This window comes from Comamonas sp. wu1-DMT (assembly GCF_040187805.1).
GTDB lineage: Bacteria > Pseudomonadota > Gammaproteobacteria > Burkholderiales > Burkholderiaceae_C > Comamonas > Comamonas thiooxydans.
The window spans coordinates 14,146-38,198 of record NZ_JBANEM010000002.1; the positions used below are offsets into that span (position 1 = coordinate 14,146).

General features: G+C 60.5%; 26 protein-coding genes, 1 tRNA gene and 1 pseudogene. 14 read left to right on the forward strand and 14 right to left on the reverse strand.

The features are described from left to right. The 11 genes from V8Z78_RS04115 to V8Z78_RS04165 all read right to left on the reverse strand — a co-directional run bounded on the left by V8Z78_RS04115 (window position 1) and on the right by V8Z78_RS04165 (window position 6,636). The gene (locus V8Z78_RS04115) at window positions 1-1,383 is read right to left on the reverse strand and encodes a zonular occludens toxin domain-containing protein (RefSeq protein ID WP_349730976.1); all 1,383 of its coding nucleotides are present in this window, start codon (window positions 1,381-1,383) and stop codon (window positions 1-3) included. Beyond that, on the reverse strand, window positions 1,380-1,769 hold the full coding sequence (locus tag V8Z78_RS04120; RefSeq protein ID WP_349730977.1) for a DUF2523 family protein: 390 nt from the start codon (window positions 1,767-1,769) through the stop codon (window positions 1,380-1,382). The genes V8Z78_RS04115 and V8Z78_RS04120 overlap by 4 nt, the downstream gene beginning before the upstream one ends. Before the next feature lie 2 nt (window positions 1,770-1,771). Beyond that, window positions 1,772-3,172: a hypothetical protein gene (locus tag V8Z78_RS04125; RefSeq protein WP_349730978.1), complete on the reverse strand. Its 1,401-nt coding sequence runs from the start codon at window positions 3,170-3,172 to the stop codon at window positions 1,772-1,774. A 107-nt stretch (window positions 3,173-3,279) separates the two neighbouring features. Next, window positions 3,280-3,516 (reverse strand): hypothetical protein, encoded by a 237-nt coding sequence (locus tag V8Z78_RS04130; RefSeq protein ID WP_349730979.1) that lies wholly within the window; start codon window positions 3,514-3,516, stop codon window positions 3,280-3,282. Window positions 3,517-3,590: 74 nt separating this feature from the next. Then, on the reverse strand, window positions 3,591-3,806 hold the full coding sequence (locus V8Z78_RS04135) for a hypothetical protein (RefSeq protein ID WP_349730980.1): 216 nt from the start codon (window positions 3,804-3,806) through the stop codon (window positions 3,591-3,593). Then, window positions 3,806-3,967 carry a hypothetical protein gene (locus V8Z78_RS04140; RefSeq protein ID WP_349730981.1) on the reverse strand — a complete coding sequence of 54 codons (162 nt, stop codon included), beginning with the start codon at window positions 3,965-3,967 and terminating at the stop codon, window positions 3,806-3,808. The genes V8Z78_RS04135 and V8Z78_RS04140 overlap by 1 nt, the downstream gene beginning before the upstream one ends. A gap of 1 nt (window position 3,968) precedes the next feature. Next, window positions 3,969-4,157 (reverse strand): hypothetical protein, encoded by a 189-nt coding sequence (locus tag V8Z78_RS04145; protein ID WP_349730982.1) that lies wholly within the window; start codon window positions 4,155-4,157, stop codon window positions 3,969-3,971. A 9-nt stretch (window positions 4,158-4,166) separates the two neighbouring features. Next, window positions 4,167-4,385, reverse strand: coding sequence for a hypothetical protein (locus V8Z78_RS04150; protein ID WP_349730983.1), 219 nt, complete (start codon window positions 4,383-4,385; stop codon window positions 4,167-4,169). 2 nt (window positions 4,386-4,387) lie between these two features. Continuing rightward, window positions 4,388-4,726 (reverse strand): hypothetical protein, encoded by a 339-nt coding sequence (locus tag V8Z78_RS04155; RefSeq protein ID WP_349730984.1) that lies wholly within the window; start codon window positions 4,724-4,726, stop codon window positions 4,388-4,390. 13 nt (window positions 4,727-4,739) lie between these two features. Further along, window positions 4,740-5,735 (reverse strand): replication initiation factor domain-containing protein, encoded by a 996-nt coding sequence (locus V8Z78_RS04160; RefSeq protein ID WP_349730985.1) that lies wholly within the window; start codon window positions 5,733-5,735, stop codon window positions 4,740-4,742. Window positions 5,736-6,033: 298 nt separating this feature from the next. Further along, the gene (locus tag V8Z78_RS04165; protein ID WP_349730986.1) at window positions 6,034-6,636 is read right to left on the reverse strand and encodes a hypothetical protein; all 603 of its coding nucleotides are present in this window, start codon (window positions 6,634-6,636) and stop codon (window positions 6,034-6,036) included. 131 nt (window positions 6,637-6,767) lie between these two features. Between V8Z78_RS04165 and V8Z78_RS04170 the strand changes: the two genes are divergently transcribed. The 8 genes from V8Z78_RS04170 to V8Z78_RS04205 all read left to right on the forward strand — a co-directional run bounded on the left by V8Z78_RS04170 (window position 6,768) and on the right by V8Z78_RS04205 (window position 14,618). Beyond that, a complete protein-coding gene (locus tag V8Z78_RS04170; protein WP_349730987.1) occupies window positions 6,768-7,031 on the forward strand; it encodes a hypothetical protein in 264 nt (87 codons plus the stop codon). A 16-nt stretch (window positions 7,032-7,047) separates the two neighbouring features. After that, window positions 7,048-7,947, forward strand: coding sequence for an NAD kinase (locus V8Z78_RS04175; protein WP_003066061.1), 900 nt, complete (start codon window positions 7,048-7,050; stop codon window positions 7,945-7,947). A 2-nt stretch (window positions 7,948-7,949) separates the two neighbouring features. Further along, window positions 7,950-9,707 (forward strand): DNA repair protein RecN, encoded by a 1,758-nt coding sequence (gene recN, locus V8Z78_RS04180; protein ID WP_046461106.1) that lies wholly within the window; start codon window positions 7,950-7,952, stop codon window positions 9,705-9,707. Between the two features lie 4 nt (window positions 9,708-9,711). Then, window positions 9,712-10,635, forward strand: coding sequence for an RNase adapter RapZ (gene rapZ, locus V8Z78_RS04185; protein ID WP_003066057.1), 924 nt, complete (start codon window positions 9,712-9,714; stop codon window positions 10,633-10,635). 29 nt (window positions 10,636-10,664) lie between these two features. Continuing rightward, entirely contained in the window at window positions 10,665-11,348 is a 684-nt protein-coding gene (locus tag V8Z78_RS04190; RefSeq protein ID WP_012837146.1) for a winged helix-turn-helix domain-containing protein, read from the forward strand. A gap of 5 nt (window positions 11,349-11,353) precedes the next feature. After that, window positions 11,354-12,808 carry a two-component system sensor histidine kinase CreC gene (gene creC, locus V8Z78_RS04195; RefSeq protein WP_046461105.1) on the forward strand — a complete coding sequence of 485 codons (1,455 nt, stop codon included), beginning with the start codon at window positions 11,354-11,356 and terminating at the stop codon, window positions 12,806-12,808. Between the two features lie 107 nt (window positions 12,809-12,915). Beyond that, the gene (gene creD / locus V8Z78_RS04200; RefSeq protein WP_003066052.1) at window positions 12,916-14,340 is read left to right on the forward strand and encodes a cell envelope integrity protein CreD; all 1,425 of its coding nucleotides are present in this window, start codon (window positions 12,916-12,918) and stop codon (window positions 14,338-14,340) included. Continuing rightward, complete coding sequence (locus tag V8Z78_RS04205; protein ID WP_003066050.1) at window positions 14,337-14,618, forward strand: hypothetical protein; 282 nt, start codon at window positions 14,337-14,339, stop codon at window positions 14,616-14,618. The genes creD and V8Z78_RS04205 overlap by 4 nt, the downstream gene beginning before the upstream one ends. A 63-nt stretch (window positions 14,619-14,681) precedes the next feature. Here V8Z78_RS04205 and mutY read toward each other — a convergent pair whose 3' ends face one another. The 3 genes from mutY to mutM form a co-directional block, all read right to left on the reverse strand. Continuing rightward, complete coding sequence (gene mutY, locus V8Z78_RS04210; protein WP_003066048.1) at window positions 14,682-15,749, reverse strand: A/G-specific adenine glycosylase; 1,068 nt, start codon at window positions 15,747-15,749, stop codon at window positions 14,682-14,684. A 4-nt stretch (window positions 15,750-15,753) separates the two neighbouring features. After that, entirely contained in the window at window positions 15,754-17,751 is a 1,998-nt protein-coding gene (locus V8Z78_RS04215) for a dynamin family protein (RefSeq protein WP_003066046.1), read from the reverse strand. Between the two features lie 267 nt (window positions 17,752-18,018). After that, complete coding sequence (gene mutM, locus V8Z78_RS04220) at window positions 18,019-18,858, reverse strand: bifunctional DNA-formamidopyrimidine glycosylase/DNA-(apurinic or apyrimidinic site) lyase (protein WP_046461104.1); 840 nt, start codon at window positions 18,856-18,858, stop codon at window positions 18,019-18,021. A 50-nt stretch (window positions 18,859-18,908) separates the two neighbouring features. Here mutM and V8Z78_RS04225 point away from each other — a divergent pair, with 50 nt between their 5' ends. From V8Z78_RS04225 to V8Z78_RS04250, 6 genes and pseudogenes are all read left to right on the forward strand, one after another. Then, the gene (locus V8Z78_RS04225; RefSeq protein ID WP_046461103.1) at window positions 18,909-20,696 is read left to right on the forward strand and encodes a tetratricopeptide repeat protein; all 1,788 of its coding nucleotides are present in this window, start codon (window positions 18,909-18,911) and stop codon (window positions 20,694-20,696) included. Next, on the forward strand, window positions 20,693-21,214 hold the full coding sequence (locus tag V8Z78_RS04230; protein WP_046461102.1) for a lipoprotein insertase outer membrane protein LolB: 522 nt from the start codon (window positions 20,693-20,695) through the stop codon (window positions 21,212-21,214). The genes V8Z78_RS04225 and V8Z78_RS04230 overlap by 4 nt, the downstream gene beginning before the upstream one ends. Window positions 21,215-21,273: 59 nt before the next feature. Beyond that, window positions 21,274-22,138, forward strand: a pseudogene (gene ispE, locus V8Z78_RS04235) (4-(cytidine 5'-diphospho)-2-C-methyl-D-erythritol kinase). Window positions 22,139-22,168: 30 nt separating this feature from the next. Beyond that, a tRNA-Gln gene (locus V8Z78_RS04240) sits at window positions 22,169-22,245 on the forward strand. 44 nt (window positions 22,246-22,289) lie between these two features. Continuing rightward, window positions 22,290-23,249: a ribose-phosphate pyrophosphokinase gene (locus V8Z78_RS04245; protein WP_003066035.1), complete on the forward strand. Its 960-nt coding sequence runs from the start codon at window positions 22,290-22,292 to the stop codon at window positions 23,247-23,249. A gap of 156 nt (window positions 23,250-23,405) precedes the next feature. Beyond that, entirely contained in the window at window positions 23,406-24,029 is a 624-nt protein-coding gene (locus V8Z78_RS04250; RefSeq protein WP_003066033.1) for a 50S ribosomal protein L25/general stress protein Ctc, read from the forward strand. Window positions 24,030-24,053: the final 24 nt, after the last annotated feature.

Consider the following 24,053-nt stretch of genomic DNA (forward strand, 5'->3'; position numbering starts at 1 on the left):
CTAGTTATCCATCAGGATAGAGCGCACCTGCGAATTGCGCTTCGCCAGGGCCTCAAGGTAGCTGCTTGTCTGTTGCTGCTGTTCATGGCGCACCTGGGCCACTTCCTGGGGCATTGGCGCGTTGCTATAGCGGGTGTTGCGGCCATCGCTGCGGGCACCAGTCGCGGAATCAATGACAAGTGGCCTGTCCTGGCCGCCGGTGTTGAGGTATGGCGCGTCGCAGGTGACGGGCCGAACTACGCCTTCAAACTTCACCGTGACCATGCATGTAGCCAAGCGCTTGACGCTGTAGCCCGCATCCTGCAAATCATCACTGGTGACCTCAAACATGCGGCGGGTGCCGTCGCTGACGATGAAGAGCATGACGCTCTTGCCCTTCTTCGACAGATCACCTGCGACGTGCAACTGCTTGCCGAACAGCGGGTCTTTCACCTGAGGTGCTGCCTCGGCCGCGGTGGCCGGTTGAGGCTCCAGGAGCTTAGGCTCGGCCGGCGTGGGAGTGGGTGAAGCAACAACTGGCGTCACAGCAGCTCCAGGTGCTGGCCCGAGGACGCGCGGCTTGACGGGTGGCGAAGGCACGACCCTGCGGCCCCATACATCGCGCTCACCATCAGGCCAGAAGGCCCACACCACACAGAGCAGCGAGAGAGCCATCCAAGCCCATTTGAAGCGGTTGAATTTGACGATCATGGGGTTGACGTCAGTCACCCCGGATTCAGCAGATCCGCTACTTTGCGTGTTGCTGCGGTACAGCCCGAAATACTGCTTCTTGTATTCGCGCTCATCTGTCTGGATAAGCGCTCCACGATAGCCCGCATGCACCTTGCGGATGTACTTATCGCTCTTGCCCAGAATATCGGCCTTGCGGCACTTAATCAGTGTGGCAAGCAGGCTAGCGATGGGCTGATTAATGTCTCGGAAACTTTGCGTCAGTAGCAAGACGTCGGCATTGAAATGTCGGTGAATTTTGAACCACTGAACCACGCTGTCAGGTGTGCCGAGCTTCGGGAATGCCACATGGCATTCATCCACGACATATAACGGCCCTTGGCCTTTTGGACTACGCCAAGTGCTGTAGTAATCCCAAACAGTTCCGAACGTAAAAACGTTTTCAGGCTGAGGCTCAGGCTCACGATCTGTCCAGAGCTGAAACGCATCCTCTTCTGCAATATTTGCCGCGTTCCAATTGCCAAGGCGTGGCGCTGGCTTGGTGCGGACTTCGATCAAGTCGCGATACGCCGGATCGATAGCGGCAAAGGCTTCGACATTGAGAGGCAGGTTCGTGATGACCATGCGGCCGGCTTTAAGCGCAAGCAGCACATGAAAGGCCACTGCCTCATAGCTCTTGCCGGAGCCGTTAATGCCCTCTAGTCCGTTGATCATGAGCCGAGCCTTGTGAACGGGATGAGCTGGAGCGTGAGCCGTATGCCAATAGCCACGACGACGATGGCCATGGCCGTACCAATGCCCGATAGCTGCATCACATTGACAATCTCGGGCGGCAGGTTGATGTTGTCAGCGATGCCTTTGAGGGGCGAAACATCGACCAGATCGAGCGCAGCTTTGATGATCTCGAAGAGCTTCTCAATCAGCCAGGACACGGCATCCGTGAACATGTCCCAGGCGGCCTTAAAGATGGCCTTGATGAGATCTGCAGCCCACTTGTACCAAGCATCAACAACATCCTTGGCCCACTTGAAATACTCAGTCAGAGACTCCGTGAGCCACGAGAAAAATGCATCAATACGACGCTTGAGCCAGTCGAGCATGCTCAGCCTCCGAAGATCAGGCGACGCGCGGTAACGAGCGCGGTCAGGATGGTGATGGACATAAGAGCCGCCCAGAGCCAGAGCGGCGGAGATATGTCATGCGTGCCCATATCGCCCAGGGGCCAGAAGTTGAAATCGACAATCCAGACTGGTGCAGATCCGCCGTCTCCGATCTTTGGCATCAAGGCCATTGCGAGAGAGCCAAGACCGGAGTTCTTGATGCCTGCACTGCTTTGCTTCCAGACCTCTACAGGCCCCTGCGGATACTTGGGTTCATAGAGATTGCCGAACTCACCAGCTCCAGTACCAGGAAGACCCGCCTTACCAGGGCCACCGCCTGTGTCGCTGCCGCAATCTTTGATGGTGCAGCCGTCGCCATCGCCGTTCCCGTTACCGCTTCCAGTACCTGAGCCTGTGCCGCTCTGGCTGTCCTTGCCCGGGACAGGATTTGCATTGACCGCAGCGCAAAGCATGCCGTCCTTGTTTTTGGCTTTTGCACAGTACTGGTCCTGACTAACCTTGTCTGTCGAGGTCGTAGTGCCTGTAACGTTGCCGCTAGCGTCCTTGGTGGTCTTAGTAGTGGTGGACTCACAGACGCCGTTAGAACATGTTGTGGTGGTCTTGCCTTCGGTGCTGGTGCCGTCGCTGTTCTTTGTGGTACCTGTCCAGTCCACGCCTGTGGCACTCGCAGCAGGTATGCAAACCGTGTCGCCGTTTACCGTTCCGGTTTGCCCGGCGCAACGCTTGTCTATTGGTTCGGCTTTTTCCGCAGGAGGCGGTGCATCAGGCGCAGAAGGCTCACTAGGCGTGCCATAACTGCACTTGCCGCCTGTAAGGGTGCCCATGCCCTTGTAGAGGGTTTTGCCGGTGCTATCGGTTACGCCTGTGCTTGGGCCGGCATTCGCCATGCAACCTTGGCTGCAGCCAGGAAACTTAGGTTCGTGCCAAAACAGGTCATCAGGAGGCTGATAGCAGGATGTAGCTGCATCACCATCGTAGGTGGCATATGAATGCTGAGAGCCTTTGGCGGCAGCGCAAAAGGCGGCAAGCGCAGAGCACTTATCTTGCGTGCACTGTCCCTTAGCCTTGTCAAAATACTGCCCCGCAGGGCAAACAGGACAAGGGGCAATGGAGAAATCCACATAGGCCATGACCGCCTCAACAGTGGATCCATCGCCCTGCTTTGAAGAGCCATAGCAGACAATTTTAGATCCAGAGATTTGCGCTCTAGTCGCACTCCATTTGGGGTTATAGCGCGCGCCGCTCGCGTTGCAAATGGCCATTTCGCCGTAGTAATACTGACCGCCGATTTGAGAGAATGGTGTCTCGCATTGCTCGGCAGAGAACGCAGTACTGCAGAAGGAGAGAACAAAGAGGAAAAGGACCTGGATGATGTTGCGCATGCCTAGATCCTTGCGAGCATGAAAAAGCAAATCGCCCCGATTGCACCGATCAGCGCAAACGCAGCGTGCACGGCGACAACCAGGGCGACGATCAGCATGGCGACGCCTTAGATCTTGGCGATGATGCGCTTGACGATGGCAGGGCCCTTCATCACGAGGGCGATGCCAACGATCACCACGGCCAGGGCGGTGACCTTGGTGGCAATGCCGGACAGATCCACCTCGGCAAACAGATCGTCCAGGCCAGCAGCGTGAGCGCCAGAAGCAGCAACCATGGCAGCAACTGCCAGAGCAGCTTGAACAGAACGAGCGCGCAGAGCGGGCAGAGCGTTGAACTTTTTCATAGGATTTCCTTTCATCAAACAAGGTGCGAACTTGCACCGGAGAACAGGCGAAATGCCAGCTCTCAGCTGCAATCTCACAGGTGACGACGAATCATCTGGAGCACCACACCCAGGCCGAAACCGAGCATGGCCAGGAAGAACACCATTCCGAAGCCCAGAGCGACGGAAGTGCCAATGCTTGCGGGCGTGATGCCCAGCGCGGCAAAGTCTTGAACGGTGATTTCCGTTATCGCGACCTGGTTGCCGGGCTGGCATGGCGCTTCGATCTGGGTGCAGACGAAGAGGGTCATTAGTCGCCCTGGTCGGTGTTGTCGACCTCATGGCAGACGTCCTCATAAGCAGCGATGTCATATGCACCGCACTCAGGGCAGGTTTCGCACTCTTCAAGCGTGAAACCGATGTTGATTGCGCCGCACTGATAGCAGCAGCAGGTGTCGTCCTGGATATCCATATCAGCCCCCGATCTCTCTCAAGTAGTCGTCAAAGTCATCGCTGTATTCCTGATAGGTCATCAGGTCATGCGACCCACATGAAGGGCATCCGCACTGGACGAGCTCGTCCAGGTAGAAGCCCACGTTGATCGCGCCGCATTCCTTGCAGCAAGCCGTGTCGGCGTCGATTTCGTCTTGTCCGTCAGTCATCGAATGACCTCAGTAGTCGTTTGCAGTGCCCAGGCGGTCGAGGTCGATCACCTGCGGAAAATCATCTGGCTCGCAGTAGTCGGCCATGAGCTGGGCAATGCGCTCATGGTCATCCGTCACACCACCGCCAGCCTGCTGGAGCAGAGAGACCCACAGAGGCTCACCGCCCTCAGGGTCTGCCGTTAGAAAGCGGCCTGTAGTGGCCGACTGGATGACGTAACGGGGCATGGTCAGGCTTGAGCTGGTGCGCCCTTGGCGCTGGCCGTGCTGGCGGTCTTGATGGCCAACAGGGTCAGCTTCACGCCGTCAGCACTGGCGACCACATCGAAATCGCATTCGACGGGCACACCACGGCCACGGCCCATGAGGTCGGCAAGGTGTTCCCACTTCTGAAATTCGGTGCTGTCACCGAACTTGAATGGGCGTGTAACGATGCCCAGGCTCTTGCCGTTGCTCTTCTGGGCCATGTCCACCGACAGGTGGAACTTGGTCGAGTCGTATTTGGTGTTTTCGAATTCGCCTTTGCTGCACTCGATACCGAACAGCACTGCTTGGCTTGTCATCTTCATGGGAGCCGCTCCTTTAGTGGGCTAGTCCGATAGAACGGACCTTGGGTTGAAAAACTTGGGCATGCAGCGACGCACAGGCGGCGCTGATTTCTAAGTTGGAGAACTTGGCAAGCCGTCCCGGCTTTTTGCGGCCAGTGACGATTTCTAGAAATTCGTCATGGCCGAGGAATTCAAAGGCCAGCGCTACGCTTGCACCAGCGGTATTCGTCAGCCAACGCACAGCACGCGTGACTTCGGCCTTGACGGTCTGAACAGCCTGTTTTGAGCGCACCTTGACGCCCTCGCCTTCGGCGTATTTGCCGTGCTCTGCAAGCATCTTTTGATGCCAGTCCGAGGCACCTGCGAAGAAGTCATCAGCGCGGCGGAGCATGTCCACCGGCAAGTCGCGGAGCTTGTTTCCGTAGCGCAGTTCCACACGCTCCCACTGCGTTGCATCCAGTTCGCCAAAGAGCTGCACGCCCTTTTCGTAGACATTGGTTTGCTTGCCCGCTTCCTTGCTACCGAAGTAGAAGGAGCGACCGCGACCGCCATCGACCCATGGGCCGACGGTGTTGGCTTTGGGCCTGCGCCCATTCACATCCATCAGGCCGGCATGCCAGTCATCACGGATACGCTCCAGGCCACCCCGAATGCCATCAAAGAAGTCCAGGGCGTAGTCAATACGGGTGATTTTTCCGTTCACCTCTTCAATGAGATTTGCCATGCGATGACGCCAGTCACCACGGGCAAAGGTGCATGCGGAGCCGTAGACGTTGGCGTGAATGGTCTTGGCTTGTGCTTGCTGGCGTGGGCTCTCGCCCGAGGCCAGGAAGCCCACCCATGCGCATTCAGCGTCATTGCGAACAATCGACCACCGGAAGCGGTAGAAGTCATGGCCTTTTTTCACTTCGGGTTCAATGCTGAAATCAGGGCCGAGAGCCTTGCAGACCTTTTGCGCCAGGGCATGCGCTTGGGCACTGGCTGCGAAGTCCTGATCTGGCATGTCACGCAGGACGCGCAACAACTTCATGCGTCGGTACTGCTCTATATCCAGCTCAGCGAGACTGCGCGGATTCAGGAGCGAGTCCTGCACAGGCGTGGGGAACAGCACTTCCAGCGTGGGGATAGGTGCGTGCTTGAGGTCAGTGGTGAAGCGCAGCCAGTCGATATGCACAGCGCCAGATGACTTTGTGCGCTCGGCCTGCAGGCGCAGCTTGACCTCATTGCCATCAAGAACCAGAGAGGGACGAGTCATTGAAAGCCCCCAAACACCGTTGTGCAGCTCACGACAACGCACACGATGAACAAGACGACGAATTCGCGGGTGCTCATGCGCTCACTCCCTTGGCAACGATCTCCCCGTGATTACCAACGGGGAGGGTTCGGGCTTCGCCCGCTACGGACGTGTCCCCGCAAGCGGGGCCCCTCGCCGCAGCGGCCTGCGCGCGGGCCTTCAGCACTTGGCGCAGGTTCTGACGAGTCAGGAAGTCAGCAATGGATTGCCACTGAGCGCTGTTGCGACAGGCGAGAGCAAATGGAGGATCTTTAAGATCGGCAGCTTCTAAAGAGGGAGAAGCCACCATGGGATTTATTGGGCTAGGACTGCTATTGCCATTCATCGCAGCAACCATAGGAATGCTGCTCACGTACTGGGTGCTGTACTCGGCGATCAAAGCAGGCGTCAGAGATGGAATCTCAGAAGCCCGGTTCAAACTGCCTGCTGCTCCATCACCCCAAGCGCCACCGGCACCGCCTGGGTTCCGCTGGACGCTCATGCCAGACAAGTCATCAACGAACAACGCACGGCTAGATGATTTGCGAATCGACTGATTGAGGGTGCCCCCAGCGCCGACACAACCGGGAGCGGCCAGGCTATCGGCAGTGCCATGCTTGGCGATGGGGACGTTATCCGGGGAAGAGTTTTGAGACATTGGCCGCTCCTGTTTCATTACTCACATTGAGTAACGAAACGGAGACTAGCGTTACTCACATTGAATAACAATAGGAGCGTATGATTTATTCATCATGTGTAACCGTTATACAACATGAGTAAGGAGCCTATATGCAATCGACAATGAACCTGCTAGCAGACGCCGAAAAGGTCAGAGACTTGAGCGCATGGGCTGACCTACTTGGCCTAGCGAAGCGAAGCCTTTACACGGCCAAATACCGGGGTTCACTGAGCCCAGCGATTGCTGGCGCACTGGCAGAAGAGCTAGGCCAGAATGTGAAAGACTGGATCGTCATCGCCGCCATAGAAGGCGAGCGTGACAGTGCCGTGAAGACAAAGATGCTTTCGAAAATCAAAAAACTTACATCTCTTTAATGATGTAATTTCCCAGATGACATCCACGTTCCACCATATTGCCCTGATCGGCAAGTACCACACACCCGCAGCAGGCGTTCCGTCCGATGCAGCCAGCGAAGCGCTGCAACGGATTGCCGGTTACGTGCGCAGCCTGGGTTGTGAGGTGATTCTGGATACCCAGTCCGCCATCTATGCGGGCCTGCCCGATTACCCGAGCATGGACGTTGACGGTCTGGGCAGGCATTGCGACCTCGGCCTGGTGGTGGGCGGCGACGGCACCATGCTGGGCGTGTGCCGCCATCTGGCGCGCTATGGCACGCCGCTGGTCGGCATCAACCAGGGCCGCCTGGGGTTTGTCACCGATATCGCCCTGGACGAATTCGAAGCCTCCATCACGCCCATACTGCAGGGCGAGTACGAGGAAGACGAACGCACCCTGATGAATGCTCGCGTCATGCGCGACGGCCAGTGCGTGTTTGAAGCCCAGGCCATGAATGATGTAGTGGTCAACCGTGGCTCGACCTCGGGCATGGTGGAGCTGCGCATCGAGGTCGGCGGCAGCTTTGTCTCCAACCAGCGCGCGGACGGCTTGATCGTGGCCACTCCCACAGGCTCCACCGCCTATGCGCTCTCGGCCGGCGGCCCCATGCTGCACCCTTCGATTCCGGCCTGGGTGATGGTGCCCATCGCGCCGCACAACCTCTCCAACCGCCCCATCGTGCTCTCCGACGCTCAGGAAGTGACTATCGAGGTGGTGGGCGGCCGAGGCGACGCCAGCGCGAACTTTGACATGCAGTCACTGAAATCGCTGCAGCATGGTGACCGCATCCTGGTGACGCGCGCCGATCACAGCGTGCACTTTCTGCACCCCAAGGGCTGGAATTACTTCGACACCCTGCGCAAAAAACTGGGCTGGAACGAGGGAGGCGTCTGACCATGGCCTTGAAGCGCATCGTCCTGCGGGACTTTGTGATTGTCCAGTCACTCGATCTGGACTGGCAGACCGGCTTCACGGTGCTTACCGGCGAAACCGGGGCCGGCAAATCCATCATGCTCGACGCTCTGCAACTGGTGCTGGGCGCACGAGCCGATGCACAGGTGGTGCGCGAAGGCTGCCCTCAGGCAGATATTTGCGCAGAGTTCGATTGCCCGCCCCATCTTCATGAATGGCTGGAAGAGTCGGGTTTTGCGCAGGAGCAGGATTTGCTGCTGCGCCGCGTCATCGACAGTCTGGGCCGCAGCCGCGCCTGGATCAACGGCTCTCCCGCCACAGCCACGCAGCTGCGCCATCTGGGCGATCAACTGATCGACATTCACGGCCAGCATGCCTGGCAAAGCCTGACCCGCCCGGATGCAGCACGCGCCATGCTGGATACCTACGGTGGCATTGAAACGGCCCAGCTCAAATCGCTTTGGCTGGACTGGCGCCAGAACCATCAGGCACTGGAGCAGGCGCTATCGGCCCAGGACAATCTGCAACGCGAACGGGAACGCCTGCAATGGCAGATTTCCGAGCTGGACAAGCTGTCGCCGCGCGCCGAAGAGTGGGATGAGCTCAATGCCCAGCACACACGTCTGTCACACGCGCAGACCTTGATGGACTCGGCCCAGTCCTGCCTGCAACTGCTGGAGGATGACGATTCGGGAGCAGCCACCCCATTGGGCAGGGCCCACCACCTGCTGCAGGACCAGGAGCATCTTGAGCCTGAGTTTCAGAGCATTGCCGACGTACTGGGCTCCTGTGTGGCCCAGTTGCACGATGCCCGTCACTCGCTGCAAGCCTATCTGCGCCGCGCCGATCTGGATCCCGAGCTGCTGGCCGATCTCGATGAACGCCTGTCGCTGTGGATGCAACTGGCGCGCCGCTACAAGCGCACACCCGAGGACTTGCCCGCCCTGCTCGAAGGCTGGAAACAGGAGCTGCACCAGCTGGATGCTGCCGTCGACGTGGAGGGGCTGCGCGCCAAAGAGCAAGCCGCCCATCTCAGGTATCAGGCCGAGGCGCGCAAAATCTCGCAGCAGCGCACCCTTGCTGCACCACGCCTGTCACGCGCCATCACCCAGTCCATGCAAAGCCTGGGCATGAAGGGCGGCCGTTTCGAAGTGCAGCTCGAGCATGCCGATGCCGCCAGTCCCGCGGGCACGGACAGCATCACTTTTCTGGTTGCAGGCCATACCGGCGCCACGCCCAAACCCGTTGCCAAGGTGGCATCGGGCGGCGAGTTGTCGCGCATCTCGCTGGCCATCGCCGTGACCACCAGCGAACTGGGCCAGGCCGGGACCCTGATCTTTGACGAGGTGGACTCCGGCGTGGGCGGAGCCGTGGCCGAAACCGTGGGCCGCCTCATGCACTCGCTCGGCGATTCACGCCAGGTGCTGGCCGTCACTCACCTGCCCCAGGTCGCTGCCTACGCAGACCAGCACTACCGGGTGACCAAGCGCCCCAAGTCCAACACCACCATCAGCAGCGTGGATCCGCTGACTGGCGAGGAGCGCGAGATGGAAATGGCCCGCATGCTGGGCGGCGAGCACCTGTCCGAAGCAACCATGGCCCATGCCAGAGAAATGCTGGCCATGGCAAGATTGCCTGCAAAGCAGGCCGCAAACAGCGCCCAGCGTCCATCGGCCACCCAGGCCCGAAGTGCCAAGGCCAGCACTACAGCACGCAAAAGCGGCAAAGTCAGAGGAGTTTGAAATCATGTCCATGGAGATTGTTCTGATCAGCGGCATGTCCGGATCGGGCAAATCCGTTGCGCTGCATGCGCTGGAGGATGCTGGCTACTACTGCGTCGACAACCTGCCCCCGGAACTGCTGCAGTCCTTTGTGGAGCTCAAGCTCAACCATCAGGACGAGAAAGTGGCCATTGCCATGGATGCACGCAGCGCCAAGGGCCTACCTCAGCTGCCTGAGCAGCTGCATCGCCTCAAAAAGCAGGGGCTGATGCCGCGCATGATTTTTCTCGATGCCGACAGCAGCACCCTGATCAGGCGCTTTTCGGAAACCCGCAGGCGCCACCCTCTGTCCCCCGGCTCCCTGACGAACGAGCGCCAGGCACTGGAGCTCGATATCGAAAAGGAACGCGAGCTGCTGGGCCTGCTGCGCGACCGCTCCATCGTCATCGACACCGGCGACCTCAAGTCGGCGCAGCTGCAAAGCTATATCAAGCAGATCATCGAAGCACCCACAGGGCAGATGACGCTGATGTTCCAGTCCTTTGGGTTCAAGCACAGCATGCCTACAGACTCTGACTATGTGTTTGATGTGCGCATGCTGCCCAATCCCTTCTACGACAAGGAACTGCGTGCCTTGACGGGCCTGGACAAGCCGGTTGCCGACTATCTGGGCGCCCTGCCCGAGGTGCAGCAGATGCAGCTGGATATACAGCAGTTCCTCGAACGCTGGCTGCCGCTGCTGGCCAGAGACCACCGCAGCTATGTCACCGTGGGCATAGGTTGCACGGGCGGGCAGCACCGCTCGGTCTTTCTCGTCGAAGCTCTCGCCAGGCACTTCGAGAAGCAGTGGCCCACCGTCCGCCGCCACCGCTCACTGGATTTTCGCGACAAATTCATCCAGGTCTCTCAGCAGTTTCTGGCCCCGGACGCCATCCACCCGATCAGCTGACCCGCATGCTCAGCCCTCAGACGTCAGCCATGCAGGTGCTGCTGCTCGAAGACGACCCGGCCATTGCAAGAACGATTTGCTACGCTCTGGAACGCGAGGGCATTGCCGTCACCCACAGTCTGCTGATCGCCGATGCGCGTCAGCAATGGAGCAGGACAGCGTTTGATGTGCTGCTCATGGACATAGGCCTGCCCGATGGCAACGGCCTGGACTGGTGCCGCGAGCTGCGCTCTGCCGGCTCGATTGTTCCGGTGCTGGTGCTCAGCGCCAGAGGCGAGGAGATGGACAAGGTTCTGGGCCTGGAGCTGGGCGCAGACGACTATCTGACCAAGCCCTTCAGCCCCCGCGAACTGCTGGCGCGCACCCGCGCCCTGCTGCGCCGATCCAGGCAATTTCAGCCTGCAGCACCCGCCCAGCTTGCGAGAGCACTTCAAATAGATGAGCAAGGGCAGCGTGCCCTGATCCACAGCAAGGCGCTGGATCTAACCAGGCGCGAATATCAGCTGCTGCAGAGTCTGGTCAATGCGGCAGGCCGCATCCTGAGCCGCGACGCCTTGCTGGAGCAAATCTGGGGGCTGGACAGCGAGAGCACGGACCGCACGGTGGATACCCATATCAAGACCCTGCGCGCCAAACTGCGCGAGCGTTTGCCCGATCAGGAGCTCATCGTCACCCACCGCGGTCTGGGCTATAGCCTGAACCAGCCCGGATAGCCGGTATGCGTCTGGGCCTGCGTCTCTTCTTCGCCTTCTTCCTGATCAACGGTCTGGCCGCCTTTTTCGTACTGCGCGTCTTCATGGTGGAGATCAAGCCCAGCGTGCGCAAGGTGACCGAGGACACGCTGGTGGAGACCGCCTATGCGCTTGCCACGCTGGCCAGTGCCGACATGGAGAAAGGCAGGCTGCAAGCCGGAGCGGACAGCACGTTTGCCGCTCAGCTGCAGGGCTACACGCAAAAGCCGATACAGGCCTGGATCTGGGACACGCGCAAGACCACGCTGGATCTGCGCATCACCGTCACCGACGCCCGGGGCATGGTGCTATTCGACTCCCAGGGCAGGGACCAGGGAGCCGACTACTCGCGCTGGCGCGATGTCTATCTGACGCTGCGCGGTGAATATGGCGCACGCACCACGCGAGCCGTCAAGGAGGACGAATCCAGCAGCGTCATGTATGTCTCCGCGCCCATCATGGTGGACGGCCAGATTGCCGGGGTGCTGACCACCTCCAAGCCTTCCAGCTCGGTACAGAAAATCGTCGACGGCGCGGAGCAGAAGATTCTGCGCGGCGGCCTGCTGTTTGTGCTGCTGTCCGCCGCCGTGGGCTGTGCGGTGACCTGGTGGTTTGTGCTTCACGTGCGCCGGCTGCGCAACTATGCACAACAGGTGCAGGCCCCCACGCTCAACGAGTCTGCCCACCCCGCACAGGCCTCGGCTCCTGCGGCCATACCCGACATGCCCGGCGAGCTGGGCGAGCTGGCCCAGGCCATGGACAATATGCGCAAGCGCCTGGAAGGGCGCGACTATATCGAGGGCTATGTACGCGCCCTGACCCATGAACTCAAAAGCCCGGTAGCCGCCATACGCGGCGCGGGCGAGTTGCTGCAGGAAGAGCTGCCACCCCAGGACCGGGCCATGTTTGCCGGACAGGTGGTGGACCAGAGCCTGCGCCTGCAAAACCTGATCGACCAGCTGCTCCAGCTCAGCCGCCTCGAGCAGCGCCAGCAACTGGACACCAGCCATGGCTGCAGCCTGATGGAATGTGCCCGGCAGGCCATAGACTCCCTGCAAAGCCATGCCGAGCAACGCGGCATGGCCATGCGCCTGAGCGGTGTGGACAGCAGCGGCCCCTGGGAGGCCGGCCTGGTCACTCTGGCGATCAGCAATCTGCTGCAGAACGCCCTGGATTTCTCTGCAGAGAACAGCGTGATCGAGCTTGAGCTGGCCCCGCACCGCATCACCGTCAGCGATCAGGGCCCGGGCGTGGCCGAGCCCTTGCTGGCCCGCCTGGGCGAGCGCTTCTTCACGACACCCAGACCCAACGGAGAGCGCAGCGGCACCGGGCTGGGCCTGTCCATCGTCACCCGCATCATGCATCTTCATGGCGGCAACATGCATGTCCGCAATCGTCACCCCGGCCTTGCCGTGACACTGGATTTCGCTCCCCAAAGCTGAGCAGCCAAGGCTTTCGAGCAGGACTTCACGCCCACTTCACAGACTTCATTGCATCCACACAGTCGCTGCTGACACTGCGTCCTGAAACCCCTCATTCAGGAGCACGCATGAAAAACCGACTGCTGTTCAAGACAGTCTCACTGCTGATCGTTCTGGCCTTGCTCATGGCCGGCCTGTCCATGATTCAGGATGTGGTGAAAGACCGCATACGCAACCGCGACTACGCCGTGCAAAGCGTGGTCTCCAGCCTGGCCGGCACGCAGACGCTGATCGGCCCGGCCCTGGTGCAGAACTGCACCGAAACCACCAGCACGACCAATGGCAAGAAAATCGAGTACAGCACCCGCGAATTCCAGCGCATGCTGCTGCCCGACACGCTCAACCACGATGCCAACGCCAAAATGGAAGAGCGCTCACGCGGCCTGCACCACATCAACACCTATGTGCTGCACGACCAGATATCGGCCGGTTTTGCCAATGCCGCGCAGTATGCGGAGCTGCCCAAACCCAGCGAGCCCAACGCCGTGGTGCGCTGCAAGAAAGTCTTTGCGGCATTCGCGCTCAGCGACCCCCGCGGCATCCGCAGCGCGACGCTGCAGGCCAACGGCCAGGACCTGGCGGTCGAATCCGGCACTCCGCTGGAGCGCTACGGCAAGGGCATCCAGGCGGAGATTGACGCCAGCCTGCTGAAAAAAGGCCAAGCCCTGAATCTGGACCTCAAGCTGCAGTTGCTGGGCACGGAGCAGCTCGCCTTCAGCCCCATCGCCACGGAAAGCAAGGTCACGCTGACGGCCGACTGGCCTCATCCCTCGTTTGGCGGCAGCTTTCTACCCAGCCGACGCGAAGTGACGGACAGCGGCTTTACCGCCAGCTGGGAGCTGTCCTCGCTGGCCACCTCTGCCAGCACGGCCTTCACCCGCCAGCAACGTCTTTGCAGCCCTGGCTACTGGGGCAGCTCGGAAACCTATGCCGCCTCCGCAGCCCGCGGCCATGACGACAGCGGCCCCTGCCTCGAAACCATGGACACGGAGTTCGTCAACCCCGTCAATGTCTATTCGCTGAGCGAGCGCGCCACCAAATACGGCATTCTTTTTGTGATCCTGACCTTTGTCGCGGTCGGCCTGTTCGAAGTCATGAAAAAGCTGCGCGTTCACCCCGTGCAGTACCTGCTGGTCGGCTCGGCCTTGTGCAGCTTCTTCCTGTTGCTGATCAGCCTGTCCGAGCATCTGGGCTTTGCCACGGCCTATGCGATTGCGGCCAGCTCCTGCGTGGCTCTGCTGGCCTTTTATGCCAGCCACATTCTGGGCAGCATCAGACGCGGCCTGCCGTTCGCGATTGCCATCTCGGCCCTGTACGGCCTGCTGTATGTGCTGCTGCAGCTGGAGCAGACCGCTCTGGTCGTCGGCTCCATCGCCCTGTTCGGCGTGCTGGCCCTGGTCATGATCTGTACCCGTCATGTGGACTGGTACGCCTTTGGACGCAGCGAGAGCGAAGCGCCAGGCAAGTCTTCGAAACAAGAGGAGGCCGCATGAACCAGTCACGACACACTCCGCAGGCTCAGGCCTTGTTGAACACCTCGTCGCGCCATCTGTTTGGCGAGCCTTGCCAGCTCAGCGTGCAGCAGTACCAGCAACTCTGGCTGAGCGCACAAAGCCAAGGCGACCGCAAGGCGCAGCAAGTCCTGCGCCAGCAGGTGGTGGCCGCCGGCCGGCAATTGCAGACACAGCGCGGCAACCCTCAGGCCAGGGCCCTGTGGCTGGCCTTGATGGGGCTGCGCTGCTCCATGCTGATGCCCAGATTGCGCTTCTGAAATCTTCAGCCATCAAGAAAGGTGACGCCGGCCGTCACCTTTTTTCATTCATGCGGCAGGCATTCAGGCCAGCTCGGCATCGAGCAGCTTGCGGATCGGGGCCGGCAGACCCAGCTCCGCCCAGGCCGCGGCATCCGCCCAGCAGGACTCATCGGCCTCCGAGACCAGGGCGGCGTGCGCCTGATCGACGGGCACCAGAACCGGATGCAGGTGCAGATCCTTGTGGGTCAGCACATGCAGAAAGCCGGGAAGATCCTGCCAGCTCCGGGTCCCGTCCTGAGGCCATGCGGCCTGCGCATGGCTTTGCAGTGCCGCATAGTCTTCAAAGACCGGCGGGCTGTAAAGCCCGGCCCAGATACCGGCTTGCGGACGCTTTTGCAGCCATACGCGGCGCTGCACGTCCACCGCCAGCAGCAGCCACCAGGACTCGGCGCTGCGCTTGATCTTGCGCGTGCGCACAGGATAGTTCTCCGGGTTGCCGGCGCGGGCCGCCCGGCATTCGGAGTGCAGAGGACACACCAGGCAGGTGGGCTTGCGCGATGTGCAGACGCTGGCGCCCAGGTCCATCATGCCCTGGGTGTAGCGCGGCATGGCTTCGTGCAGATTCTCGGTGGGGCACAGTTGCTGGGCGTGTTCCCACAGCTGCTTTTCATTTCTGGACTGAGCCAGATCCGCATCGAACGCCAGCACCCTTGTGAGAACACGTCGCACATTGGCATCCAGGATCGGCACCCGCTCGGAAAAGCAGAACGATGAAATGGCGCCGGCCGTGGAACGACCAATGCCTGGCAAGGTCGCCAATTCTTCGGCCGTTTGCGGAAAAGCCCCGCCCCATTGCTCCATCACGGTCTGCGCGCATTTATGCAGATTGCGCGCGCGGCTGTAGTAGCCCAGGCCGCTCCACAGCGCCAGCACGGCATCCTGCGGTGCAGCCGCCAGGCTGGCCACATCCGGAAAAGCGTCCAGGAAACGCTGGTAGTAGCCCAGCACGGTGCTGACCTGGGTCTGCTGCAGCATGATTTCAGACAGCCAGACGCGGTAAGGGTCACGGGTTTGCTGCCAGGGCAGATGATTGCGGCCATGGCTGGCCTGCCACTGCACTACGGCTGCGGCAATCGAAGGGAGAGTCAAGATTTCAAGCTACCAGGTTGATGTCCAACGGCATGGACGCGGCCTGCGGCCGCTCGGCCGCAATCGGATCCAGCAATTGTGCCGATGCGCTGATCAGCTGCGTCTGCAGCATGCCCAGGCGGGCTTGTGCATTTTCCATGTCTGCAATGCGCTCCTCCAGCTCAGTGGCTGCACCGCTGATCCGGTCCACGGCCTCCAGGCGGCGCGTGTAACTGCGTTTACGTTCGCGCAATTGTGCATCGACTGGTGCAGTCAGTGATTTGCTCCACATATCCACGTCGTTCGATGCCGCTTCAAACACCGTGCGCAGACGCAGCGCCAGAGCTTTGATCAGGCGCTGCGAAAAGTCGGCACTGCCGAGCCTGATGACACTGCCAAGCCCCAGATACTGGGTGTAACTGCCTTCGATGCTGCGCAAGTCATCCTTGAGCTCGGACAGCACCAGCTGCGGCGGTGTCTGCAGGGAGAAGCCAAACTCCGCATTGAGCTCCTTGAACGAGGAACTCATCATTGCCTGGATCTCATCGGCCTGGTCCTGCGCCTTTGCAGCCACGGCATGCAGACGCTCGAAAGTCTGCTCATAGACCTTGCGCAGGCCAAGTTTGAGCCCACGCTGATCCAGCGCTTCTTTCAGCTCGGCCAGTTCGGCCTTCAAAGTGCTCGAGCTCAAAAGCAGGAAAAGTTCCTTGAGCATGCGCATATGGATGTTGCGCATGGCCTGGATGCGGCTGGCACTCTGGTCGAATTCCTTGTGCTCGGCCTCGATACGGGCACGCATGCCGGCAATCACCGTCGCATTCTTGCCGCGCAGGCCGCAGAGCTCGGCCAGTTGGTCGTCGAGATCGCCGCGGCGCATATTGATGACGCGCTCCACCTGCGACTGCAGTTGTTGCACATTGGTACGCACAGCGGCCTGCAGCACTTTCTGGCGCTGCCCCATGATGCCATTGGCCAGAAGGTCTTCAAAAGCGGGCAGGCCGCTGGCCTGAAGCAGGCTGTCGTTACGCCCCACCTTGGCGACCAGCCCCTTCTGGGCGGAGATGGGCAGCACGCGCTCCAGCGCCACCCCCAGCAACTGGGCCGAGTCCTGCTGCTGACGGCGCAACTGGGCCTGCACCTGCGCGCCGGAACTCAGACTGTCCCACAGCGTATCCACCTTGTTGAGTACCACCAGACGCGATGCTGCCAGAGCGTCATCGCCCCCCGCCTTGCCGGCTCCTGCCGGCAGCACATGGTCACGCCAGATGGCAAGGTCGGACTTGGTCACGCCGGTATCGGCGCCCAGCACAAAGACCACGGCATGTGCCTGGGGTATCAGATTGACGGTCAGCTCCGGCTCGGCCCCCACGGCATTCAGACCAGGCGTATCGAGAATCACCAGTCCCTGCTTGAGCAGAGGATGGGGCATATTGATCAAGGCATGGCGCCACATCGGCACTTCGACCCAGCCGTCGGCATCGACCATGGGGTTGTCGGCAGCCTCGTCGTCATGCCAAAAGCCCCAGGCCCTGGCCTGATCGATGGAGACCTTGCGCACCTCCGCCACCTTGGCCAGCGTGTCGGATATCTGCTGCGCATCGGCGATATCCAGCGGCTGCTGCACCCAGGCGTCGGGACGCATGCGCCACTGGCCGAGGCTCTCCGGCGACTCTCTGGTATCGATGGGCAGCAGACGCAGACAAGGCGGCAGCTCCGGCTCCCAGCCCAGCTCCGCCGGACACATGGTGGTGCGGCCTGCACTGGCCGGCATCAACCGGCGGCCGTAATGGGCAAAGAAGACAGCGTTGATCAGCTCGGATTTGCCGCGCGAGAACTCGGCCACGAAGGCAACCATGACCTTGTCGGTGCGCATCTGCTCTTCCAGTCTCTGCAAGCGCTCCTGCACCGAGGCGTCCAGCAGATCCTGGGCCATCAACCATTCACGCAGCTCCTGCAGTTGGGTGGCAAAACCCCGTCGCCATGCGCCATACTGACCAAACTGCTCGTTGAATGAAGCTGACACATCTACCCCTCTTGTTTGTCTGAGTCGCCGGGTCAGCCAGGGCTGACCGCCTGATCAATATATAGCATTGCCCCTTGACAGCATCTACGGCTCTTCCAGAGGCTGGCCTGATATCTCCAGCCGCCAAGTATCTGCGCGCAACGGCGCAGAACAGCGCCAATGCCTGGGCACTGGCGACGCCTCTGAGGCATATCAAGCATCAAAATGAAATTGTGACGTCAAAACATGCCTGAACGCATACTCAAGCTGCGGTATTAGCTATCAAATTCAGAGAGTTTTCGCGGCCTTCTGGCAGCGGGCGCAGTAATAGGTGCTGCGCTGCCCCTGGCGCATGAGCTGGATGGCGGCACCGCAATGCGAGCAAGGCAGGCCATCGCGGCCATAAACCTGGGCCTCCAGCTGAAAGTGCCCTTCCATGCCGTTGGCCGCGGAAAAATCGCGCAAGGTCGTGCCGCCTTTCTCCACCGCCAAGGCCAGCACGGAGCGAATGGCCTCATACAAAACCTTGACCTTGCGCCTGCCCACATCGCGCGCCGGTGTTGCCGGGTGAATCCGCGAGAGAAACAACACCTCGGAAGCATAGATATTGCCGACACCGACCACCACGCTGCCGCTGAGCAACAACTGCTTGATGGGCGAGCGACTGGCAGCCAGCCCGGCTTGAAAGGCGTCCAGCGTGAATCCGTCGCTCAGCGGCTCCATACCCAGATGGTCAAGCAGCTTGCGCGCCAGGACATCGCCTTCATCCGGAACATAGATCACGGCTCCGAAGCGGCGCGGATCATGCAGACGCAGCAAGCCGCGCGATGTCTGCAGGTCGAAGTGATCATGCGCTCCGCCAGTACCCAGCGGCTCCTCGTCGCGGCCCGCAAAGCGCAGACTGCCAGACATGCCAAGGTGCATGAGCAGCAGACCCTCGCTCAGGTCCAGCAGCAGATACTTGCCGCGTCTGCGCACGCCCAGCACGACTCTGCCGACCAGTGCCTGCGGCAACAGCCCCAGAGGCCAGCGCAGGGGCTTTCCCAAGGTGGCTTTCTCAATCTGCGCACCCGCAATGCGGTCAGCAAAAGAGCGGCGCGTAACCTCGACTTCGGGCAACTCAGGCATGCAATCTCATCTTCGCCAAGTGTTCAACAAGCTTGGATTATTATGAGCCGATGGTTCATCCTCTACGTTTTCAGGGACTCGCCGTGGCCGCCGTTCTGGCCATGGGATCGGCAATCGCATCCGCCCAGACCGCTGACCCGCCATCCCAGCAGGACAAGATCGAGCAAAGCACTGATCTCGAACAGGCCGCGGAGCGTGAGAATGAGCAAGCAGCCCTCTCTGCCGAGCTGTTCTACGAAATCCTGGTGGGAGAGATGGCCGCTCAGGAAGGCGCCCTGACGGACGCCCAGGCCCTGATGATGGAGGCCGCGCGCAGCAGCAACAACGAAAAGCTCTATCGCCGCGCCACCGAACTTGCCATTCAGTCCCGCTCGGGCGACCGCGCACTGCGCAATGCCCGCGCCTGGCTGGAGGCCTACCCCGAATCACGCGATGCCAACCGCGCAGTGCTGCGCATTCTGGTGGTGATGAACCGCATTGCAGACTCGGCCAGCTATCTGCGTCGAGAGGTCGAGCTGACCCCTCAAGCCAATCGCAGCGCCACTTTTCTGGCCATCACCCAGCTCTACAACAATGCCTCGGACAAGCCCCTGGCCGCCGATGTGGTCGAGCAAGCGCTGGAAATCGATTTAAAGGACCCGAAGAACGGCCCCATGGCCTGGGCCGCCATAGGCCATATGCGCCTGATCGCCGGTCAAAAGCCTGCCGCCCTGCAGGCGCTGCAGAACGGCGCCAAGCTGGGTCCTGAATCGGGTGCCGTCGCCTTGCTGGCCATGGAACTGCTGGAATCGGGTTCCGCCGAAGTGGAGCCGCTGGTCAAGCGCTATCTTGAAAAGAATCATTCGCCACAACTGCGCCTGACCTATGCCCGCGTGCTGCTGGGACAAAAACGCAACGCCGATGCCAAGACCCAGTTGCAGCTCATAACGCGCGAGGCGCCCGAATTTCCGGAAGCCTGGGTCATGCTCGCCAATTTGCAATTGCAGGATGGCGAGCTGGATGCTGCCGACGTTTCCCTGACACAGTTCAGCGCTCTGCTGCCCAAGCTGCCTGAGGGTGTGGGTCGCGCTGCTGGCGAATCCCAGCTCTATCTGCTCAGGGCCGATCTGGCCGAGAAGCGTCAGCGCTACGACGAAGCCGACATCTATCTGCAGCGCATTCCCGATGCCGCCAACCTGCTCAGCGTGCAGGCTCGGCGCGCTGATCTGCTGGCTCGCCAGGGCAAGGTGAAGGAAGCTCGCGCCCTGATCCAGGCCATTCCTGCAAACGGTCCCAACCAGAAGCGCCTCAAGCAGATTGCCGAGGTGCAGCTACTGCGCGACGCAGGCCTGAACAAGGAAGCCTATGCGCTGCAAGCTCAGCTGCTGAGCCAGGCACCCGATGATGTGGAGCTGGCCTACGACACCGCCTTGCTCGCGGAAAGAGCCGGAAACTTCAGCGAGATGGAGCGCCTGCTGCGCGACATCATCAAGCGCAAACCCGATTTCAAGCATGCGTACAACGCACTGGGGTACTCCTACGCTGATCGCGGCATCAAGCTGGAAGAAGCGCAGACCTTGATCCAGACCGCTCTGGACATGCAGCCCGGCGATCCATTCATCACCGACAGTCTGGCCTGGGTGCATTTCCGCCGCGGCAATCTGGACGAAGCCGAAAAACTGCTGGAGCAGGCCTATGCCACGCGTCAGGACGCGGAAATTGCCGCCCACCTGGGGGAAGTTCTCTGGGCCCAAGGCAAGCAAGACCGCGCCCAACTCATCTGGCGCCAGGGCATGAAGGCAGACAGCAGCAATGACACTCTGCTGGAAACCCTCAAACGCTACAAAGTGACGCCATGAAGCGCAGGCCGACTTTCTTGAAAATTCTGCCAGCCCTCGGGCTGGCTCTGGGAGTGGCCATGCTCGGCGGCTGCGCCCAACCGGCACGGCAGCTGCAGCTCGATGTGACGGCCAGTCACCACTGGTCCGGCCGCATGGCGCTGCAGGTCCAGGATGCCCGGCAGCAATCCTTCAGCGCCGGTTTTGAGCTGCAAGGCCAGCCCGAGAGCGGAACACTGCTGGTCTTCAACCCGCTGGGATCCATCATGGCCCGCCTGCAATGGACGCGTGCCGGAGCCACCTTGCAGCAGGGCGATCAGATCACCCAGTCAGACTCCCTGCCTGAGCTCATCACCCGCATGACAGGCAGCGAGATTCCCGTCACCGCGCTGTTCGACTGGCTGCAAGGCAAGAACACGGCTGTGACCGGCTGGCAGACAGATCTTTCGCGCATCAACGATGGCCGCCTGCGTGCCGACCGTATAAGCCCCCCACCCGAGGCTTCCTTGCGCATCGTTCTCGATCAGGACGCTCGCTGACTGGCCGGCAACCCGGTGCTATCGTTGCACCGTTTTTCTCTTACTGACACATACACGCCATGCACTCGCTCTATGACGTGCCGGCCCCGGCCAAGCTCAACCTTTTTTTTGCATATTACCGGCCGCAGGCCTGACGGCTATCACCTGCTGGAATCCGTCTTCATGCTCATCGACTGGCATGATGTGCTGCATCTCGAGCGCACGGTCAGCAGCCAGATCAGCCGTGAAGACCTCAACGGCGTTGCCCTGCCTGCCGATGATCTGATCACACGCGCGGCCCGTGCCCTGCAGCAAGCCACAGGCTGCACGCAAGGCGTGCGCATAGGGATTGAAAAGCACCTGCCCGCCCAAGCCGGCATGGGGGGCGGCTCATCCGATGCAGCCAGCACGCTGATGGCATTGAACCGCCTCTGGAATCTGAAGCTCTCACGCCAGGAACTGCAAGACATAGGCTTGAAGCTCGGCGCCGATGTCCCCTTTTTCCTCTGCGGTCACTCGGCCTGGGTCAGCGGCATCGGCGAAATCATCACCCCGCTGACAGGCCGCAATGCCTTGCCGGAGCAGCAGTTCCTGGTGGTCAAGCCCGAACAGGGCCTGGAAACGGGCAAGATTTTTTCCAGCGAGCTCCTGAAACGCGACACAAAGCCTGCTATAGTTGCGGACTTCGCTGCGAATCACTTCGGCTTTGGCCGAAACGACCTGCAGCCGGTCGCTGAAGGCTTGCAGCCCGAGGTGATGAAAGCCAGAAGCTGGCTCGAATCACGCAAATTGCATGCTACAATGACGGGCTCTGGAAGTGCGGTATTTGCACCGATAACGCAAAGCATTGATTTGAGCTGTGCATCTAGCACATGGCAGATCAAGATTTGCAGAAATCTGGAAAAACACCCACTTAATAGCTGGATTCCAGAGAACAAGTTATAAGGCTTTTTGTTTTCGACAAAAGGCCTGTGTAGGGGAGTCGCCAAGTTGGTTAAGGCACCGGATTTTGATTCCGGCATGCGAAGGTTCGAATCCTTCTTCCCCTGCCAAACATCTTCTTGCGTCATAGCAACCCACAGCACTGGGACGCACAATGCATTCACATCACTCTGATTTCATGGTCTTCACAGGCAATGCCAATGCTGGCATGGCCGAAGAGATTGTTAAGCACCTCGGCACCTCTCTTGGTGCTGCTGACGTTGGCCGCTTCTCCGATGGAGAAGTCGCGGTCGAGATCAAGCAGAACGTTCGCGCCCGCGACGTTTTCGTGGTTCAGTCCACCTGCGCTCCGACCAACGACAACCTGATGGAGTTGCTGGTCATGGTCGATGCCCTCAAGCGCGCATCGGCCGAGCGCATCTGCGCCGTGATCCCCTACTTCGGCTATGCCCGCCAGGATCGCCGCCCCCGCTCCAGCCGCGTGCCCATCACTGCCAAGGTGGTGGCCAATATGCTGCAGGCAGTTGGCGTCGAGCGCGTCCTGACCATGGACCTGCACGCCGACCAGATCCAGGGCTTCTTCGACATTCCCGTGGACAACATCTACGCCACCCCTGTGCTGCTGGGTGATCTGCGTCAGAAGAACTACGAAGACCTGATCGTTGTCTCCCCTGACGTTGGCGGTGTGGTGCGTGCTCGCGCCCTGGCCAAGGAACTGGGTTGCGATCTGGCCATCATCGACAAGCGTCGCCCCAAGGCGAACGTGTCCGAAGTCATGCACGTGATCGGCGATATCGACGGCCGCAACTGCGTGATCATGGACGACATGATCGACACCGCCGGCACGCTGGTGAAGGCTGCCGAAGTGCTCAAGCAGCGCGGCGCCAAGAACGTGTACGCCTACTGCTCGCACCCCATCTTCTCGGGCCCGGCCCTGGAACGCATCGGCAACGGCAGCGCTCTGGACGAAGTGGTTGTGACCAACACCATTCCTCTGAGCCCCGCAGCCCAGCAGTGCGGCAAGATTCGCCAGCTGTCCGTAGCCGGCCTGTTTGCCGAGACAATTCACCGCATTTCCACAGGTGATTCGGTGAGCAGTCTGTTTACCGCTTAAAATCTCTGGTTTTTCGGCTTCGAGCCCAAGCAAACCTCCTTCGGGAGGTTTGACCGTTTCGAGGCCACCGCAAGAATCCACGGCCTTGCTGCAAGGTGCAGATTCTTTTATCAATCGGGCGAGACTGGTCGCGGTCCGCCCATCTAGGAGTTAGTTATGCAATTCGTCGCTACTGAGCGCGCCAAGCAAGGTACGGGTGCGAGCCGCCGTCTGCGTCTGTCGGGCAAGACCCCCGGTATCGTTTACGGTGCTGGTGAAGCCCAACTGATCGAAATCGATCACAACGCCCTGTGGCACGCTGTGCACAAGGAAGCTTTCCACTCCAGCATCCTGGACATGGAAATCAACGGTCAAGTGACCAAGGTCGTGCTGCGCGACGTGCAGTTCCACCCCTACAAGAAGCTGGTGCAACACATCGACTTCCAGCGCGTGGACGGCAACACCAAGCTGCACATGAACGTGCCCCTGCACTTCGAAGGCGCCGCTGAATCCCCCGCCGTGAAGGTCGAGAACTGCACCGTGACTCCTCTGATGCACGAACTGCAAGTGATCTGCGAACCCGCAAACCTGCCCGAGTTCATCAAGGTGGACCTGAGCGCCCTGACTTCCAAGTCCGTGCTGGGCCTGCAAGCTCTGAAGCTGCCCAACGGCGTGAAGGCTGTGGTGCGTGGCGCCAACAAGAACCCTTCGCTGATCTCCATCAAGCTGCCCGAAGTGGCTCCTGCCGAAGGCGCCGCACCTGCTCCCGCAGCTGCTCCCGCCAAGAAGGGCAAGAAGTAATTCTTGCGACTTCGGTACGGCGGC

Coding starts and splice junctions, on each gene's coding strand:
- creD (WP_003066052.1), top strand. CDS start 12,916: ATGAAAAACCGACTGCTGTTCAAGACAGTCTCACTGCTGATCGTTCTG.
- V8Z78_RS04170 (WP_349730987.1), top strand. CDS start 6,768: ATGCAATCGACAATGAACCTGCTAGCAGACGCCGAAAAGGTCAGAGAC.
- V8Z78_RS04165 (WP_349730986.1), bottom strand. CDS start 6,636: ATGTCTCAAAACTCTTCCCCGGATAACGTCCCCATCGCCAAGCATGGC.
- V8Z78_RS04145 (WP_349730982.1), bottom strand. CDS start 4,157: ATGACTGACGGACAAGACGAAATCGACGCCGACACGGCTTGCTGCAAG.
- V8Z78_RS04190 (WP_012837146.1), top strand. CDS start 10,665: ATGCAGGTGCTGCTGCTCGAAGACGACCCGGCCATTGCAAGAACGATT.
- V8Z78_RS04245 (WP_003066035.1), top strand. CDS start 22,290: ATGCATTCACATCACTCTGATTTCATGGTCTTCACAGGCAATGCCAAT.
- V8Z78_RS04160 (WP_349730985.1), bottom strand. CDS start 5,735: ATGAAGTTGTTGCGCGTCCTGCGTGACATGCCAGATCAGGACTTCGCA.
- V8Z78_RS04150 (WP_349730983.1), bottom strand. CDS start 4,385: ATGCCCCGTTACGTCATCCAGTCGGCCACTACAGGCCGCTTTCTAACG.
- V8Z78_RS04115 (WP_349730976.1), bottom strand. CDS start 1,383: ATGATCAACGGACTAGAGGGCATTAACGGCTCCGGCAAGAGCTATGAG.
- V8Z78_RS04120 (WP_349730977.1), bottom strand. CDS start 1,769: ATGCTCGACTGGCTCAAGCGTCGTATTGATGCATTTTTCTCGTGGCTC.
- V8Z78_RS04140 (WP_349730981.1), bottom strand. CDS start 3,967: ATGGATATCCAGGACGACACCTGCTGCTGCTATCAGTGCGGCGCAATC.
- V8Z78_RS04205 (WP_003066050.1), top strand. CDS start 14,337: ATGAACCAGTCACGACACACTCCGCAGGCTCAGGCCTTGTTGAACACC.
- V8Z78_RS04250 (WP_003066033.1), top strand. CDS start 23,406: ATGCAATTCGTCGCTACTGAGCGCGCCAAGCAAGGTACGGGTGCGAGC.
- creC (WP_046461105.1), top strand. CDS start 11,354: ATGCGTCTGGGCCTGCGTCTCTTCTTCGCCTTCTTCCTGATCAACGGT.
- V8Z78_RS04135 (WP_349730980.1), bottom strand. CDS start 3,806: ATGACCCTCTTCGTCTGCACCCAGATCGAAGCGCCATGCCAGCCCGGC.
- recN (WP_046461106.1), top strand. CDS start 7,950: ATGGCCTTGAAGCGCATCGTCCTGCGGGACTTTGTGATTGTCCAGTCA.
- V8Z78_RS04155 (WP_349730984.1), bottom strand. CDS start 4,726: ATGAAGATGACAAGCCAAGCAGTGCTGTTCGGTATCGAGTGCAGCAAA.
- V8Z78_RS04130 (WP_349730979.1), bottom strand. CDS start 3,516: ATGAAAAAGTTCAACGCTCTGCCCGCTCTGCGCGCTCGTTCTGTTCAA.
- rapZ (WP_003066057.1), top strand. CDS start 9,712: ATGTCCATGGAGATTGTTCTGATCAGCGGCATGTCCGGATCGGGCAAA.
- mutM (WP_046461104.1), bottom strand. CDS start 18,858: ATGCCTGAGTTGCCCGAAGTCGAGGTTACGCGCCGCTCTTTTGCTGAC.
- V8Z78_RS04125 (WP_349730978.1), bottom strand. CDS start 3,172: ATGCGCAACATCATCCAGGTCCTTTTCCTCTTTGTTCTCTCCTTCTGC.
- V8Z78_RS04225 (WP_046461103.1), top strand. CDS start 18,909: ATGGTTCATCCTCTACGTTTTCAGGGACTCGCCGTGGCCGCCGTTCTG.
- V8Z78_RS04175 (WP_003066061.1), top strand. CDS start 7,048: ATGACATCCACGTTCCACCATATTGCCCTGATCGGCAAGTACCACACA.
- V8Z78_RS04230 (WP_046461102.1), top strand. CDS start 20,693: ATGAAGCGCAGGCCGACTTTCTTGAAAATTCTGCCAGCCCTCGGGCTG.